The organism is Mucilaginibacter phyllosphaerae (genome assembly GCF_004378255.1).
Classification (GTDB): Bacteria; Bacteroidota; Bacteroidia; order Sphingobacteriales; family Sphingobacteriaceae; genus Mucilaginibacter; species Mucilaginibacter phyllosphaerae.
In genome coordinates this window covers 197,159-211,907 of the sequence record NZ_SNQG01000003.1, presented here as the reverse complement: position 1 = coordinate 211,907, position 14,749 = coordinate 197,159, and the positions used below count along the sequence as shown (strand labels likewise).

General features: G+C 43.7%; 15 protein-coding genes. 7 read left to right on the top strand and 8 right to left on the bottom strand.

Annotation, left to right across the window (positions count from 1 at the left end):
• The first annotated feature begins 2 nt into the window (after nucleotides 1–2).
• Entirely contained in the window at nucleotides 3–422 is a 420-nt protein-coding gene (locus tag E2R65_RS09140) for a hypothetical protein (protein ID WP_134336189.1), read from the top strand.
• Nucleotides 419–1,024, top strand: coding sequence for an HAD family hydrolase (locus E2R65_RS09135; RefSeq protein WP_134336188.1), 606 nt, complete (start codon nucleotides 419–421; stop codon nucleotides 1,022–1,024). Before E2R65_RS09140 ends, E2R65_RS09135 begins: the two co-directional genes overlap by 4 nt.
• Nucleotides 1,025–1,106: 82 nt before the next feature.
• Here E2R65_RS09135 and E2R65_RS09130 read toward each other — a convergent pair whose 3' ends face one another.
• Complete coding sequence (locus tag E2R65_RS09130) at nucleotides 1,107–3,407, bottom strand: TonB-dependent receptor (RefSeq protein ID WP_134336187.1); 2,301 nt, start codon at nucleotides 3,405–3,407, stop codon at nucleotides 1,107–1,109.
• Between the two features lie 530 nt (nucleotides 3,408–3,937).
• On the opposite strand from E2R65_RS09130, the gene E2R65_RS09125 reads away from it, so the two are divergent.
• The 3 genes from E2R65_RS09125 (at nucleotide 3,938) to E2R65_RS09115 (ending at nucleotide 5,861) form a co-directional block, all read left to right on the top strand.
• Complete coding sequence (locus E2R65_RS09125; protein ID WP_134336186.1) at nucleotides 3,938–4,291, top strand: hypothetical protein; 354 nt, start codon at nucleotides 3,938–3,940, stop codon at nucleotides 4,289–4,291.
• Nucleotides 4,292–4,310: 19 nt separating this feature from the next.
• A complete protein-coding gene (locus E2R65_RS09120) occupies nucleotides 4,311–5,021 on the top strand; it encodes a peptidylprolyl isomerase (protein WP_134336185.1) in 711 nt (236 codons plus the stop codon).
• A gap of 72 nt (nucleotides 5,022–5,093) precedes the next feature.
• Nucleotides 5,094–5,861: an exodeoxyribonuclease III gene (locus tag E2R65_RS09115; RefSeq protein WP_134336184.1), complete on the top strand. Its 768-nt coding sequence runs from the start codon at nucleotides 5,094–5,096 to the stop codon at nucleotides 5,859–5,861.
• 318 nt (nucleotides 5,862–6,179) lie between these two features.
• On the opposite strand, the gene E2R65_RS19990 is transcribed toward E2R65_RS09115, so the two are convergent.
• The 7 genes from E2R65_RS19990 to E2R65_RS09080 all read right to left on the bottom strand — a co-directional run bounded on the left by E2R65_RS19990 (nucleotide 6,180) and on the right by E2R65_RS09080 (nucleotide 12,468).
• On the bottom strand, nucleotides 6,180–6,341 hold the full coding sequence (locus tag E2R65_RS19990) for a nucleotidyltransferase family protein (RefSeq protein ID WP_373867794.1): 162 nt from the start codon (nucleotides 6,339–6,341) through the stop codon (nucleotides 6,180–6,182).
• Nucleotides 6,342–6,436: 95 nt separating this feature from the next.
• Nucleotides 6,437–7,000, bottom strand: a complete 564-nt coding sequence (efp, locus tag E2R65_RS09105) for an elongation factor P (protein WP_134336183.1) — start codon at nucleotides 6,998–7,000, stop codon at nucleotides 6,437–6,439.
• 86 nt (nucleotides 7,001–7,086) lie between these two features.
• Nucleotides 7,087–7,722 carry an ABC transporter ATP-binding protein gene (locus E2R65_RS09100; RefSeq protein WP_134336182.1) on the bottom strand — a complete coding sequence of 212 codons (636 nt, stop codon included), beginning with the start codon at nucleotides 7,720–7,722 and terminating at the stop codon, nucleotides 7,087–7,089.
• An 84-nt stretch (nucleotides 7,723–7,806) separates the two neighbouring features.
• Complete coding sequence (gene lpxA / locus E2R65_RS09095) at nucleotides 7,807–8,592, bottom strand: acyl-ACP--UDP-N-acetylglucosamine O-acyltransferase (RefSeq protein WP_134336181.1); 786 nt, start codon at nucleotides 8,590–8,592, stop codon at nucleotides 7,807–7,809.
• A gap of 2 nt (nucleotides 8,593–8,594) precedes the next feature.
• Nucleotides 8,595–9,992, bottom strand: coding sequence for a bifunctional UDP-3-O-[3-hydroxymyristoyl] N-acetylglucosamine deacetylase/3-hydroxyacyl-ACP dehydratase (locus E2R65_RS09090; protein ID WP_134336180.1), 1,398 nt, complete (start codon nucleotides 9,990–9,992; stop codon nucleotides 8,595–8,597).
• 91 nt (nucleotides 9,993–10,083) lie between these two features.
• Nucleotides 10,084–11,130 (bottom strand): UDP-3-O-(3-hydroxymyristoyl)glucosamine N-acyltransferase, encoded by a 1,047-nt coding sequence (gene lpxD, locus E2R65_RS09085; protein ID WP_134336179.1) that lies wholly within the window; start codon nucleotides 11,128–11,130, stop codon nucleotides 10,084–10,086.
• 111 nt (nucleotides 11,131–11,241) lie between these two features.
• Complete coding sequence (locus tag E2R65_RS09080) at nucleotides 11,242–12,468, bottom strand: HD domain-containing protein (RefSeq protein ID WP_134336178.1); 1,227 nt, start codon at nucleotides 12,466–12,468, stop codon at nucleotides 11,242–11,244.
• 140 nt (nucleotides 12,469–12,608) lie between these two features.
• Here E2R65_RS09080 and porX point away from each other — a divergent pair, with 140 nt between their 5' ends.
• Together porX and tsaE are read left to right on the top strand one after the other, a co-directional pair.
• Nucleotides 12,609–14,162 (top strand): T9SS response regulator signal transducer PorX, encoded by a 1,554-nt coding sequence (gene porX / locus E2R65_RS09075; RefSeq protein WP_134336177.1) that lies wholly within the window; start codon nucleotides 12,609–12,611, stop codon nucleotides 14,160–14,162.
• 129 nt (nucleotides 14,163–14,291) lie between these two features.
• Nucleotides 14,292–14,708 (top strand): tRNA (adenosine(37)-N6)-threonylcarbamoyltransferase complex ATPase subunit type 1 TsaE, encoded by a 417-nt coding sequence (gene tsaE / locus E2R65_RS09070; RefSeq protein WP_134336176.1) that lies wholly within the window; start codon nucleotides 14,292–14,294, stop codon nucleotides 14,706–14,708.
• Nucleotides 14,709–14,749 lie beyond the last annotated feature (41 nt).

The window sequence follows — 14,749 nt, the reverse complement described above, 5'->3', positions numbered from 1 at the left end:
TCATGTATAAAAGCACGGCTGTTAAACTTTTTACCTTCATTTTTATTGTTGTTACCCTGTACGGCTGTGATATAAAAAAGGAAAAATTTACCACCCGTGGCTGGGATGATGGCGACGGCATCGATTTCCCTAAACGCAACAGCATGGTCGACGACCTGGTGGCAACCCATCAACTTAAAGGGCTTACTTACAAACAGGCTTTAGGGTTGTTAAAATATCCGCAGCGTAATGGCTCAAAAGAAAAGAGCATGGAGTATGAGATCGTACGCAAAATGGATGGCATTGATACCATTTATGCTAAAAGCCTGGTACTGTACCTTAACCCGGACTCGGTAGTAAGCAGCTATAAGATCATCGAAAAGGATAATAAAGAAAAGCTTAAACTAAAGTTTGAGAAACAAAACGCAGAAAGGAAAAAGTGATCAACACCATAATATTCGACCTCGGGGCAGTACTTATCGACTGGAACCCGAACTACCTTTACCAAAAGCTATTTGCTGATGAACAGGAGAGGATAAATTTTCTGGCAAACATTACCACACCCGACTGGAACGAAGAACAGGATGCCGGGCGATCGCTGCAAGAGGGCACCGAACTGCTGGTTGCACAATATCCACAGCACGAAGCTAACATCCGTGCCTTTTACGGCCGCTGGGATGAAATGCTGGGCAACGCCATTGATGGGACTGTTGAGATCTTTAAACAGCTTAAAGATAGCGGCAGGTACAAAATATATGCACTCACCAACTGGTCGGCAGAAACGTTCCCGGTTGCTTTTGCTCGTTACGATTTCCTGAGCTGGTTTGATGGCATCGTAGTATCCGGAACAGAAAAAATGCGTAAACCGGCACCAGAATTTTACCGGCTTTTATTAAACCGATACCAGGTTAAAGCCGCAGAAGCCTTATTTATTGATGACAACCTGCGCAACATATTAGCGGCAGAAAAACAGGGGATAGCTTCTGTTCATTTCATCTCGCCGCATCAGTTAAAGGATGCCCTGTTATCAAGAGGGATCATTTAATCAACTTGTTATCATCCTGATAAAAAACGAAAGCCCCGTTAACTACTCGGGGCTCTCTTTCTAACTAAACTAACTAACTGTACTATTTATTGGTTCCGAAGGGGATGTAAACACCAAAGGTTATATTGCGGCCCATGTTGTAAACACCATAGGTTGGGTCTTCCTGGCTAAAACGGCCCGGCCTTAAGCGGCTAAGGGCATCATAATATGCCTTGTTGGTAAGGTTAGTGCCCGATACATATAATTTAAGCGGCTGTTTGCCTACATTAAATGTAGCGCCTACACCGGCATTAAGCAACGTATAACCATCTGTGGGCGTTTCAAAAGTAGGGTCTATGCGGTTTTGCTTAAAAAAGTTATCTATCCCGGCATAAAAGTAAAAATCTTTAATGCCTTTAAACTTCGGTTCAAAACGCAGGGTGTTATGCAATACACCTGCAGGGATCAGCGGCAACGGCCTGTCGAACGAAGTATTTCTGGCTTCGGTATAACTAAAGGTATTTTCGAAGTGAATAAATGAAACCGGGTGCAGGGTTAAATTACCTTCAAAGCCATAAAGATTAGCGTTTACCTGCCCGTACCTGTAGGTATCATATGAGCGAGGCAAACCGGTTTCTTCATCAACTACTACCGTTTGTTCTTTATTGGTATTGGATGCATAAATATAATTATGGATATAATTCTCATAAATACCGAAGCTGCCGGTTACAAAGCCCGATCCGTATTCCAGGGTAGCATCCGCCTGGTAACTTCTTTCTGGTGACAGGTTGGCATCTCCAATTTCATAACGGCTGGTGCCTTCGTGCACACCGTTAGAGCCTAACTCGGCCGGGTTTGGCGCACGGAAAGCACTACCTGCGTTTGCCTTAAAGCTTAATACATCATTAAAAATATGGGTATAGCCTAAGGCACCGCTTACGTTAGAAAACTTATTGTCAAACCCGGTAAATATCGGGTTGCCTTCCGCATCGTTCTGGGCTTTGCCCTTGTTTTTGATGTAATCAAAGCGGGCACCGGCACTAAATGTATTTTGGCCCCATACTTTCTTAGCATAAACAAACGCCCCTGTGCTATATTCGTCATAAGCAGGTATCAATAGTTCTTCGCCCAGGTTAATACTATGGCTCAGGCTGCTGCTTAAACCAATTACCGGGTGCCAGCCATTGCTTTCGGGCAGGTAATACTTGGCATCTAACGAATAGGTGTTCATATCAAAGAACAGGTTGGGCACCGGGTTCTCTTCCAATTCCCGGCGCTGGTTTTTCTGATAACCCAGGTCTAACTTTAACGAGCTGGAACCAAACAGAAAATTATTGTTCAAAGCCACTTTATAATGGCGGATATCCTGGCGGGGGTAATCAATGGTACGGCTGGTGCTGTTATTGTATAAGGGGTCGCCCGGGTCGGCATCGTAAAAGCCAATATTATCTTTAAAATACGAGAAGTTTAAATGCGAGTAGCCCCAGCTTTTATTTAAACCGAACATGCCGCTTGCATTGGTTTGGTTAAAGCCACTGTTGATATAACGGCCGGCCGGCGTGTTAAACGAGTAAGCATTTTGATAGGTACCACGGCCGCGCCATACAAAACCATCCTGGTTGCCGCTTAACATTACCGATGTATTGCTTAAACCGTTGTTGGTAGAGTAATTGGTTAAAAACTCACCGGCAATATTACCTTCAGAAGGGGTGGGCGGGTCTATCACATTAATAACACCACCCAACGCATCAGATCCATATTGTAAAGATGCTGCACCACGCAAAACCTCTACACGGCCTGCTGCATACTGGTCCATCTCAATACCATGTTCATCGCCCCATTGCTGGCCTTGCTGCTTAACGCCGTCATTTAAGGTTACTACACGGTTATAACTTAACCCGCGTATCACCGGTTTAGAAATAGCCTGGCTGGTGGTTATCTGGCTTACGCCCGGCACCTGGCGGGCCAAAGCATCAATCAAATTGGTTGACGAGCCCAGCAGCTGCTCTTTAGAAACCACAGTTGCCGATGTACTGTTGCTGCGGCTGCCCGATGTAATAGGTGTGCCGGTTATCACCACTTCATGTGTTTCGATAACGCTGGGCTGCAAAGCAAACACTAATGATGCCCTGGATGAAAAATCTACCGTTTGGGTTAATGTTTTATAGCTAAGATATTGTACCTGTACTACAAATTTACCTTTGGTAGGGATAGATTTGATGGTGAACTCGCCATCGATGTTGGTAGCAACGGCTATGCGCAGATCCGGGATGCTTACGGTGGCACCGGCAAGGCCCTGGTTTGTTTTGGCATCAACAACCTTCCCTTTAATATCAATAACATCTGCAAATGCAGTAAACCGAATCAATAAAAATATAAAGCAATAAATAAGCTTAAGTTTCATAATAAAATTTTAATAAATACAAGAAAACGCCACACAAAGCGGCTTTTGACTGGGGCAGGAATTATTATGAATTTACAGGGGGGGCCCGGCCTTGGGACAGGACGAGACCGATGCTCTTGAAAGCGTAATTAAGGCTAACAAAGCTATGGTTTGAAGCAAAGAATACATGGTGATAACTGCTTGTAAGCACCTCCATGTGGGTATGGTGCATACTATCGCAAAGCTGACATTTTTCTTTTAAGGTTTGCTTTGCGGTATTATGGCAATCGTTGCAGTTTTTTGCATGTATTGTTTTAATGATGTTGTGCTGATGCGCAAATACCATATACTGCCCTGTTATAAAACAGAACATTAGCGCCCAGGCGCAAATAATTTGGTAAGTACTTTTCTTCAAAACAAGCTATGCTTTTGGCAATACAACGCAAAAGTAATTAATAAAGTGCTAAACTTATTTTAAAAACGTAACAATGTTGTTAATTGCCCGGAAGTATAAATACTGATAACCGCCCTACATCAGTATATTTGCGGTTATGAAACCTGCTGAGATCAATTTAAAATGGGCCGCTTTGCAAGAACGTATCGCTACCGAGTTTGATAACGAAAAACCCGATATTAAGGTAGTACTGTTTTTAATTGGCGTGCAGGAGCTTGGCCAGGGCCCGCGCAAATTCAGCAAAAGGCAAAAAGAGGAATTGATGCATATTGCCAACTGCAAGTTATTCAGCAAAATGGGTTTTTACGAATTGGAAGGGCTGGACCAGGATGGCTGGCCGCATTGGAAACTGGTTAAGGTTGTGCCAAATTATACCATACTGGAGCAGGAGATGCTCATCAAATCGTTAATAATTGATTACTTTGAGGCTGAAATGGAATGGGAATTTTAATTGGTAAAACTAAAATAATATGAAGAAACTTTTTACCCTTTGTTTATTACTACTTACGATTAGCACTGTTTTTGCCAAACCGCCTAAAAACCAGTATGTGCGCATCAAAACCAGCTATGGGAATATAATTATCCGTTTATATAACCAAACGCCCCTGCATCGCGACAACTTTATAAAATTAACCAAAGAGGGCTTTTATAACGGCACGCTTTTTCATAGGGTGATCCAAAACTTTATGATCCAGGGGGGCGACCCGGATTCGCGCGATACGGCTAAAAACAAAGCCGGCGCCGAACTGGGCAACGGCGATTTGAAATATACCATACCGGCCGAGTTTAAAGACAGCCTTTTTCATAAGCGTGGTGTTTTAGCGGCAGCAAGGGACGATAACCCCAAGAAAGCATCAAGCGCCTGCCAGTTTTATATTGTGGAGGGCAAGCGTTTTACCGCAGGCAAATTAGATACCTTAGAGAACACCCGCCTTAAGGGCCGCAAGATCCCCGCATGGCAGCGCGATATATACACCACTGTTGGCGGAGTGCCGCACCTGGATCAAAACTATACGGTTTACGGCGAGGTTGTTACCGGCATTGATATGGTTGACCGGATTGCTGCCGTTAAAAAGGATGAACGGGACCGGCCTGAAACAGATATACCGATGACCATAGAGTTATTAAGTAAAAAAGAATGTAAACGACTTGATGAACTACTTAGCCCCACAGCCCGCTGAAGGGTGAGCTTTTGAAGGGCTTATATTTATTTACTATTAAAGAAAAATTTTCCCTTCAGGGGGTTAGGGGGTATGAAGATAATTACCTATAACGTTAACGGCATCCGCTCTGCCATTAATAAAAACTGGCTGGCCTGGTTACAGGCTACAGATGCCGATGTGGTTTGCCTGCAGGAAATTAAGGCAACGCCTGATGTGCTGACGGACCTTGGCCTGGTTGATGCCATGGGCTACCAGCATTTTTGGTTCCCGGCAGAAAAAAAGGGCTATAGCGGCACGGCTATTTTCAGCAAACGTTTACCTAAACATGTAGAGTACGGATGCGGTATCCCCGATTTTGACCGCGAGGGCCGTTGTATCCGGGTAGATTTTGATGAGGTATCTGTCATGAGTGTCTACTTCCCATCCGGTTCAAGCGGCGACGAGCGGCAGATCTTTAAATTTCGGTTTTTGGATGAGTTTGGTAAATACCTAACCTTGCTAAAGGCCAGCATACCCAACCTGGTTATTTGCGGCGACTATAATATTTGCCACAAGGCTATTGATATCCATAACCCAAAATCAAACGCCAATTCATCAGGCTTTTTGCCCGAAGAACGCGAATGGATGGAGAACTTTATAGAATCGGGCTTTGTAGATACCTTTCGGCATACCAACAAAGAACCACACAACTACACCTGGTGGAGTTACCGCGCCAATGCCCGAGCCAAAAACCTGGGCTGGCGTATTGATTATGCCCTGGCCAGTAAAGAGCTTGAGCCCAATATTAAACGTTGCGCCATACTGCCGGAAGCAAAACATTCAGACCATTGCCCGGTATTGCTGGAGCTGGAATTTTAAGCGGGCTTTTTAATTGCCAATAGCTGTTCTTTAAGTACTGGTAAATCAAGCGCCAGAGTATAGCAGGATTTTGACTTTTTAAGTTTTCTGATAATTTTGGAAGCCGCTTCGCCTATAATTTCAAATCTTCGTACTACGGCATCTTATGCCATCATATGATGTGTAAAATCAAATTCGGACTTATTTCCAATGTAGTTCTCAATAATAACTATTGATTCAAGAATATCCTGAATATAAACAGAGTCAGTCCTGCTCATAGTATAGATATAGCAGATTGAAGCACTTCTTTTCGGATAGATGGCTTTAGAGCGTTGTATTCTACAAGATCAACTTTTTATTAATTAATTTAGATATTTCTTGTTCTAAAGAAAGCATTTTAAACATAGTAAAATCTTGCCCTCCTTTAATTAGCAGGTCAATGTCGCTACTATCCGAGCTTTCTCCCTTTGCAACAGACCCAAATATAGCCGCGCGCTTTATAATTTTCTATTTGTTGCATAATCAAATAGAGTACAAATCTATTCAAACAACAAAGCCCCCAAACTGGAGGCTTTTCTGGATGATATTTAATAGTATTAACCCTTCACACGCTCTACGTAACTACCGGTAGCCGTATCTATTTTAACTTTATCCCCAATATTGATGAATAAAGGGACTTTAATTTCGGCGCCTGTTTCTACAGTTGCACTTTTCATGGCGCCGGTAGATGTATCACCTTTTACAGCAGGCTCGGTATAGGTAACCTCCAACTCGGCAGAGTTGGGGATAGATGCCATAATAGGCTCTTCGCTTTCAAAAGCTACAATAACATTCATACCCTCTTTTAAAAATTTAACCGAGGGGCCAAACAATTTTTTTGATACATTATGCTGATCGAAGGTCTCATTATCCATAATAACCAATGATTCGCCATCTTCATACAAATATTGGTAATTGTTGGTTTCAACACGTGCAATATCCACTTCTTCATCCGTGCGGAAACGGTACTCTACCAATTTACCCGATCTTACGTTACGCATACGGGCCTGGTAAAATGCACGCAGGTTGCCCGGTGTGCGGTGTAAAAACTCCTCTACCTGTACCAGTTCGCCGTTAAAGCGAAGCACGTTCCCATTTTTTACATCAGATGCTTTTGCCATAAAATTTATAATTGAGCGTACAAAATTATGTAATTGATTTTAAATTTCAGAGAGGTGTTTTGAGATAATACCCCTTAAAACTTATATCAGGCACCAACGGGCCGGGGCTTGTAATCCGCTACGCTTAACCTTTTGTTACAAAAGCTATACTCATGCTCCTGGTTAGAGCATACAATAGTTAGGCGGCCATCGCTAAACTTTTCTATAAGGTTTAAATACCAGTCTATCCCTTGTGTATCCAGGTTGGATGTAGGTTCGTCCAGCATCAGTATCGGTGTATCGGCACAAAAGGCGAGCGCCAGTTTTAATCTTTGCTTCATGCCGGATGAAAAGTATTTGATGAGCTTATTACGGCTACCCTCCAGGTTCAGCAGATCCGCTACGGCATTGTTATCCATCCCGGCTTTAAACGGTTTAAATTTAAAGTGAAAATCAATCATCTCATTCAGTGAGAAATCTTCTATAACTTCCAGATAGGGGGCTGCAAGGCTTAATGAATTAAATATAGCACCTGCTTCAATTTCTTTGCCACCATCAAAATATTTAATGATGCCTTCAGATGGCCCCAAGCTGCCGTTCAATACCTGCAGCAAGGTAGATTTGCCTGAGCCGTTAGACCCCAATACAGCGTATTTACCCGCATTTTCGAAGGTATAATCTACCCCCCTGAAGATCCATTCACGGTTAAAGCGGCGGCCTATGTTTTGGAGGGTGATGTTCATGGTCTGAATCAGAATTTTCAGGATTTAAGAATTTACAGAACGATTTTGATAATCCTTTCATTCTGTAAATTCTGATTCAAACTATTAGCCTATTCCGAAACCCTTCATGATGCCGCGTTGCGAGTTCTGTACAAAGTTGATGATCTCGTCGCGTTCAACGGTGGGTACAAACTCCGCTTCAATAATATCTAAAGCTTTGGTCATATTATATTTTTTCAGGAAGATGATGCGGTAAATCTCCTGGATCTCGTTGATCGTTTCGGCGCTGAAGCCCCTGCGGCGCAGGCCAACGGAATTGATGCCGATATAGGACAAAGGTTCGCGGCCGGCCTTTGTAAATGGCGGCACATCCTTGCGCACCAATGATCCACCGGATATCATGCTGTGTGCGCCAATTTCTACAAACTGGTGCACGGCAGAAGTGCCGCCGATAAAGGCATAATCATAAACATTGATGTGACCGGCAAGCTGTACGCCGTTCGCGATGATCACATTGTCGCCAATAACACAATCATGTGCCACGTGCACATAAGCCATCAGTAAGCAGTTGCTGCCAATGGTTGTAGTGTTTTTATCTAACGCGGTACCGCGGTTAAGGGTTACGCATTCGCGGATAACGGTATTATCGCCAACGGTAACGGTACTTGGCTCGCCCTTATATTTCAAGTCTTGCGGCGGGGCAGATACGACAGCCCCCGGGAAGATACGGCAGTTTTTACCAATGCGGGCACCATCCATAATTACGGAGTTTGAGCCCACCCAGGTCCCTTCGCCAATCTCTACATCCTTGTGGATGGTAACAAAGGGTTCTATAACCACATTATCGGCAATTTTGGCTTGTGGGTGTATATATGCTAACGGCTGTATCATACTTATTTATATTTAACTATCTGTGCCATCAGCTCAGCCTCTACCACAACTTTTTCGCCCACCATGCCAATGCCTTTCATTTGCGCTATACCACGGCGGATAGGCGCAATCAGGTCACAACGGAATATTAACGTATCGCCCGGCAAAACCTTATCCTTAAACCTTGCATTTTCAATCTTAAGAAAAAGTGTTAACCAGTTCTCGGGGTCGGGTACGGTATTTAATACCAATATTCCCCCTGTTTGGGCCATAGCTTCTATCTGCAATACGCCCGGCATAACCGGTGCACCGGGGAAATGGCCTACAAAGAAGGGCTCGTTCATGGTTACGGCCTTTAAACCAACCACGTGGGTTTTGGTAAGCTCTAATATCTTATCAACCAACAGCAACGGCGGCCTGTGCGGCAATATGTTCATGATCTGTACCGTATCGTACACCGGCGTCATGTTTGGATCGTAAACCTTGATGTGTTTGCGGCTGCGCTCTTTTTTGATCAGTGCCTTTATTTTTTTTGCGAAGGCTACGTTTGCCGCGTGGCCCGGCCTGGCAGCCATAATATGGCCTTTAAGCGGAACACCTACCAGGGCTAAATCGCCAATCATATCCAGCAGTTTGTGGCGTGCCGGCTCGTTCTGGTGGCGTAATTCTATGTTATTTAAAATCCCTTGCGGGGCAACATTAATATCTTTACGGTTAAACAGCTTGGCCAGGTGGGTAAGCTCTTCTTCATCCACATCTTTATCAACCACAACGATGGCATTATTCAGGTCGCCGCCTTTGATCAGGTCGTGTTTGACCAGCATTTCCAGCTCATGCAAAAAGCAAAAAGTGCGGCTGGATGCAATTTCTTTTTTAAACTCGGCCAGGCTGGAGATGGTAGCATGCTGGCTGCCCAAAACCTGCGAGTTGTAATCAACCATACAGGTAAAGCGGTAATCATCATCTAAAGGCATCGCTACCATATCAACCTTGCGGTCGGCTTCAGAGTAGTGGATATTGTAGGGGATATGATAATATTCCCTGTCTGCAGCCTGTTCTTCAAAACCGGCCTTTTCAATCGCATCAATAAACTGTATCGAACTGCCATCCATTATGGGCGTTTCGGGGCCGTTCATGTCTATTAAAACGTTGTCTATCTCTAACCCTACCAAAGCAGCAAGCACATGCTCAACCGTACTAACACTTGCCCCGTTCTGGGTAAGGGTTGTGCCTCTGGATGTATCGGTAACATTATCCACATCGGCATCGATAATGGGCTGGCCGGGCAGGTCAACCCTGCGAAACTTGTAGCCATGCTTTTCAGCAGCCGGGTTAAACGTCATGGTAACGCTTTGCCCTGTGTGTAACCCGGTACCCGAAACCGATACCGGCGCTTTAATAGTTCTTTGTTTTACATTCATGTTGTGATGTTCATTGGTTCATCGGTTCAATGGTTCATTGATAATAGTTTATTATAGGGCATATAGCCTGATAAACTAATGAACAATTGAACTAATGAACATCTCTGTTCTTTAGTTCTTTAATTATCTTTTCCAGTTCGTTAACTCTTCTTTCCAGTTCGGGCAGGCGGCTTACTACCACGTTAGATCGCATATCTGCAGCGTATGCAATAGCCGGTGACCCGGCCCAGCTCTTACCCTCTTCCTTAATTGTACGGCCAACCCCGGATTGTGCCTGTACCTTTGTGCCTTTTGCAAGGCTAATATGCCCAACTACGCCAACCTGCCCGCCAAGCATTACGCTTTCGCCCAGTTTGGTGCTGCCGGCAATACCGGCCTGTGCTGCAATCACCGTGTTTTGCCCTATATCAACATTATGGGCAATTTGCACCAGGTTATCTATTTTAGCGCCTTTTCTGATATAGGTTGACCCCATCGTGGCCCTGTCTAAAGTGGTATTGGCGCCCACTTCTACATTATCTTCAATAATCACATTGCCTATCTGGGCTACCTTGGTATAGCTGCCATCGGCATTGGGCGCAAAGCCAAAACCATCGCTGCCTACAATTGCACCCGAGTGTATCACTACGTTATTGCCTATTACACAATCAAAATACACTTTAACACCGGGGAACAAAGTTACATTATTACCCAGCTTTACATTATCGGCTATATAACAACCGGGATAGATCCTGCAGTTATCGCCTATAACAACATCCTGGCTTATATAGGTAAAAGCACCAATATAAGGGTCTTTACCAATTTTAGCCGATTTGTGGATGAAACTGGGCTCTTCTATGCCTGTTTTATTAAGTTTTATGGTATTATATTTTTCCAGCAGGAGCGAGAACGACGTATAAGCATTCTCTACACGTACAAGAGTTGCCTTTACCGGGGCTGTTAGCTGCAGGTCGTTATTTACAATTACAACAGATGCCTGGGTTGTGTACAGGTATTGCTCATATTTAGGATTAGCTAAAAATGATAACGCCCCGTTGCTGCCTTCTTCTATTTTGGCCAGCCGGCTAACCGCCACAAGCGGATCGCCCTCAACTGTTCCGTTTAGCATAAAGGCTATATCCTTTGCGGTAAATTGCATCGTACAAATTTAAATGTTAAAACCATAGCAACAAATTATTAATAATGAGTGAATTTAGGTTGTTAGCCGTTTTACAACCACTCACCGCTTAACCATTCTCTACGCCCCAACCTATAACAGCTCTTTACTGTAGCAAAGTATATATTTTTTTACGGTTTTTGATAATGCCTCCAGGTTTGAATTATCGCTGGCCAGGGTAATATCTTTAATGGTACCATCCTTCATTAAAATATGGATGTTGCCATCGCCTTTATTATATGCGTTATTGCGGATGCTGTCCGTAAATACAAAATAGGATGCCTCGTGCTCGCTGATGTTAAATTTTTTCATCGCATTGCCTGTTAATTCATTTACAAAGGCATCGCCGGGTTTTTCGGCATTAATATCCACATGGTATAACCTGCGGTTTATCAGGCTATTGCAAAGTTTGGCCAGTACAAAATCATCGCTGTTTGCCCATATCTTTACTGCTGCCATTACATCGGTATCATCCAGCAGGGCAAATGTTTTTAAATGGGCATCGCTGTTCATAAATGCCTCTTTGCTGATCACATTTTCCAGAAAATAATTTAAGGCAGGCGTTAGCGGGAAATGGGTGCCCTGCAAAGCCAGTTCGCGGCTGCGGGTAAATATTTTACAAAGCAGCTGCTCGGCAGCAATAACCGTTTTGTGCAGGTAAACCTGCCAATACATCAGCCGGCGCGCTATCAGGAATTTCTCTATCGAATAGATCCCCTTCTCTTCCAGCGTAATACTATCATCCTTAACATTCAGCATTTTAATGATCCTGTCAGAACTGATAACCCCTTCGGATACGCCGGTGAAATAACTATCGCGGTTAAGGTAATCCATCCTGTCCATATCCAGCTGACTGCTTACCAGCTGATGCAAAAAGTGCTTATGATATTCGCCCTTAAAGATGCTGATGGCCAAAGATAATTTACCCTCAAACTCCTCATTCAGCTTATTCATCAGCAAAATAGAGATGTCCTCGTGGCTTATTTCTTCTACAATGGTATGCTCTAACGCATGCGAAAACGGGCCGTGGCCAATATCGTGCAGTAAAATGGCAATGGTAAGGCCTTCTTTTTCTTCCGCAGAGATCTCCAGCCCCTTATTGCAAAGCGTTTCTATGGCCAGGCTCATTAAATGCATGGCGCCCAAAGCATGGTGGAAACGAGTATGCAGCGCGCCGGGATATACCAAGTGCGTCATCCCCAGCTGCTTAATATAGCGCAGGCGCTGAAAGTATGGATGGTCTATCAGGTCATACACCAGTTCTGTAGGGATGCTGATAAACCCGTACACCGGGTCGTTGATGATTTTCTTTTTATTCAAAGCAGCTTGTAAAAATGCAAAAGTGTTGAATTATGACAAAACAAGCACCCTCTATTTGTTAATTAATGTTAATCCTTTGCCTATTTTTACAACAAAATACACTATCCAAAGGTTATAGGGTGGTAAAATTAAAATATATTATGCAGGATACCACTATACTATGGGCCGACGACGAAATTGATCTGCTTAAACCACATATACTTTTCCTGGGCGAAAAAGGCTACAAGGTAACTACCGTTACCAATGGTAATGATGCTGTTGATGAATTTAAAAAAGGCTATTTCGACCTGGTTTTTCTGGATGAGAACATGCCCGGCCTTACCGGCCTGGAAACCCTGCAGCAAATAAAGAATCTGAATAACGATGTACCAATAGTACTGATCACCAAAAACGAAGAAGAGTACTTAATGGAGGATGCCATTGGCTCCAAAATAGACGACTACCTGATTAAACCGGTACACCCCAAGCAAATACTGCTGACCATTAAAAAGCTTACCGAAAATAAGAAGCTGGTTGGTGCAAAAACCACGATGGCTTATCAGCAGGATTTCCGGAACCTGGGCATGACACTTAACGATAACCTGAGCTACCAGGAATGGGTAGATGTATATAAAAAACTGATCTATTGGGAGCTGGAGCTGGAAACCCTGGAAGATGCCGGCATGCACGAGATACTTACCCTGCAAAAGGCCGAAGCTAATGTACAGTTTTGCAAATTTGTAGAGCGTAATTACCTGGGCTGGATAAAAGACCCGGAGAACGGGCCAACAAGTTCGCCGCAGTTATTTAAAAAGAAGGTTTTCCCGAAGCTGGATGGCAACGGGCCGGTATTTTTTATATTGATAGATAACCTGCGTTACGATCAGTTCAAGATCATTAACCCTATCATATCAGAATACTTCAGGCTGGAGGAAGAGGATACCTATTACAGCATCCTGCCAACAGCAACACAATATGCACGTAATGCCATTTTCTCGGGCTTAATGCCGCTGGAAATGGAAAAACGGTACCCGCAAATGTGGCAGAACGATGAGGATGAAGGTGGCAAGAACCTTTTTGAAGCCGATTTTGTGGCCGACCAGTTAAAACGGACGTTACGCAGGGATGTAAAGCACTCCTACCATAAGATATTGAATATTGATGAGGGCCGTGCTTTAAACGAATCGGTTAATAACCTGATGAATAACGAACTGAATGTGGTGGTGTACAACTTTGTGGATATGCTTAGTCATGCCCGTACCGATATGCAGATGATCCGCGAGCTGGCCAGTGATGACGCCGCTTACCGTTCCCTAACTTTATCGTGGTTTGAGCACTCGCCTTTGTTTGACCTGCTGAAATTCCTGGCATCCAAACAGGTAAGGGTTGTGATCACTACAGACCACGGCACCATACGGGTTAAAAACCCGAGCAAGATCATCGGAGACCGCAATACCAATACCAACCTGCGTTACAAGCAAGGCAAAAACCTGAACTACAACGCTAAAGAGGTATTCCATATTCGTAACCCGCACGATGCCATGCTGCCTAAACTGCACGTAAGCAGTAGCTTTGTTTTTGCAAAAAGCGATAGTTACTTTGTGTACCCTAATAACTATAACCACTTTGTTAATTTTTATAACGAAACCTTCCAGCATGGCGGGATCTCGTTAGAAGAGATGATCATCCCGATAGTAACTTACGGGCCTAAATAGGATATATTTGAACAATTAATCCCACACGTTATTGCGAGGTACGAAGCAATCTCCACACATGCTTATCGGCATGCAAAGTTCAGAGATTGCTTCGTACCTCGCAATGACGTATTTTATAAGTATAAAAAATTGGACTTACACACCACATCCACTACCGACCTGCCACAAACGGCAAACGCGATATTAAACTTTGCTGGTGATACGCGCATTTTTCTGTTTTATGGTGATATGGGCGCGGGTAAAACCACACTTATTAAAGCTATGTGTGCGGCGTTAGATGTTAGTGATGCTGTTACCAGCCCTACATTTTCTATCGTAAATGAATATGCGGGTAAAAACGGGCCTGTATATCACTTTGATTTTTATCGTTTAAAAGACCAAAGCGAGGCGTTGGATATGGGCTATGAAGAATACTTTTACTCTGGCAATTACTGTTTTATAGAGTGGCCGGAAAAGATATCCAACCTGATACCCGATAGCTATACGGGTGTGCGCATACAAGTGGTTGATGCCAACAGCAGGCAAATAACCATTGAAAACATTTAACAAGCAAGTCTGTTTTTTTCTTATCTTCATCAGCCGGAAAA

What these genes read in the sequence shown, in the direction of transcription:
- E2R65_RS09130 (WP_134336187.1), bottom strand. Translation starts at nt 3,407, where the DNA reads ATGAAACTTAAGCTTATTTATTGCTTTATATTTTTATTGATTCGGTTT.
- E2R65_RS09090 (WP_134336180.1), bottom strand. Translation starts at nt 9,992, where the DNA reads ATGAATGTAAAACAAAGAACTATTAAAGCGCCGGTATCGGTTTCGGGT.
- E2R65_RS09115 (WP_134336184.1), top strand. Translation starts at nt 5,094, where the DNA reads ATGAAGATAATTACCTATAACGTTAACGGCATCCGCTCTGCCATTAAT.
- lpxD (WP_134336179.1), bottom strand. Translation starts at nt 11,130, where the DNA reads ATGCAATTTACCGCAAAGGATATAGCCTTTATGCTAAACGGAACAGTT.
- porX (WP_134336177.1), top strand. Translation starts at nt 12,609, where the DNA reads ATGCAGGATACCACTATACTATGGGCCGACGACGAAATTGATCTGCTT.
- lpxA (WP_134336181.1), bottom strand. Translation starts at nt 8,592, where the DNA reads ATGATACAGCCGTTAGCATATATACACCCACAAGCCAAAATTGCCGAT.
- E2R65_RS09120 (WP_134336185.1), top strand. Translation starts at nt 4,311, where the DNA reads ATGAAGAAACTTTTTACCCTTTGTTTATTACTACTTACGATTAGCACT.
- E2R65_RS09125 (WP_134336186.1), top strand. Translation starts at nt 3,938, where the DNA reads ATGAAACCTGCTGAGATCAATTTAAAATGGGCCGCTTTGCAAGAACGT.
- E2R65_RS09100 (WP_134336182.1), bottom strand. Translation starts at nt 7,722, where the DNA reads ATGAACATCACCCTCCAAAACATAGGCCGCCGCTTTAACCGTGAATGG.
- E2R65_RS09140 (WP_134336189.1), top strand. Translation starts at nt 3, where the DNA reads ATGTATAAAAGCACGGCTGTTAAACTTTTTACCTTCATTTTTATTGTT.
- efp (WP_134336183.1), bottom strand. Translation starts at nt 7,000, where the DNA reads ATGGCAAAAGCATCTGATGTAAAAAATGGGAACGTGCTTCGCTTTAAC.